At 64.7% G+C, this 1,041-nt stretch carries 1 pseudogene; it reads right to left on the bottom strand.

From position 1 onward, the window contains the following. Nucleotides 1-1,041: pseudogene (locus tag ACRCYW_RS12940) on the bottom strand (DNA mismatch repair protein MutS); the annotation flags it as partial.

Genomic DNA, 1,041 nt, shown 5'->3' with positions numbered 1-1,041 from the left:
AGCGTTCGTTGTTCTTGAGTGTCTGGCGGCGGATGTAGTGGGCCGGCACCAGATGGCTGTTGGCGCGGCTGACCTCGATATAGAAGCCGTGCACCTTGTTGTAACCCACCTTGAGGGTGTTGATGCCGGTCAGCAGCTTCTCCCGCTCCTCGATGCGGGCGAGGCTGGCGGTGGCGCCGTTGGCGAGATCCCGCAGCTCGTCCAGCTCCTGATTGAAGCCGTCACGGATGACGCCGCCATCGCGGATCAGCACCGGCGGCACTTCCATCACGGCGCGCTCCAGCAGGTCGAGCAGCTCGGGGAAGGTGCTGGCCCGCTCGGCCAGCTGTTGCACCGCTTCGTGTTCATTGTCCGCCAGCAGGCGTTGCAACTCGGGCAGCTGGGCGAAAGCCTGACGCAGGCGGGTGAGATCGCGTGGCCGAGCCGAGCGCAGGGCGAGACGGGCCAGCACCCGCTCCACATCCCCCACCTGACGCAGCAGGTTGCCCAGTTCGTCGTAGAGGTTCTGCTCGATAAGCGTATGGATGGTGCTCTGGCGACCTTTCAGGATCACCCGATCGCGGATCGGCTGGTGGATCCAGCGCTTGAGCAGGCGGCTGCCCATGGGGGTGGCGGTGCGATCCAGCACCTCGGCCAGGGTATTTTCATAGCCACCGGCCAGATTCTGGGTCAGCTCCAGATTGCGGCGGGTTGCGGCATCCATGATGACGGCGTGATCCGGCTGCTCGAGGCGCACATTGCGGATGTGGGGCAGGGCGGTGCGCTGGGTATCTTTGACGTACTGCATCAGGCAACCGGCGGCGCACAGGGCTGTCTCGCTCTTGTCGACCCCGAAGCCTACCAGATCCTGGGTGCCGAACTGCTGGCACAAGAGGGTGCGGGCGGTGCCGAGCTCGAACTCCCACTCCGGGCGGCGACGCAGGCCGCGGCGCCCCTCGAGATGGTGCAGGAACTCGAACGATTCGGGATAGAGCAGCTCGGCCGGATTGGTGCGTTGCAGCTCAGCCAGCAAGGTCTCTTCTTTCTCGAACTGATTGATGA

It is taken from the genome of Aeromonas sp., assembly GCF_051657805.1.
In the GTDB taxonomy this organism is placed as follows: domain Bacteria; phylum Pseudomonadota; class Gammaproteobacteria; order Enterobacterales; family Aeromonadaceae; genus Aeromonas.
Note: the sequence above shows the minus strand (reverse complement) of the source record. Positions and strands in the feature narration are given on the sequence as shown.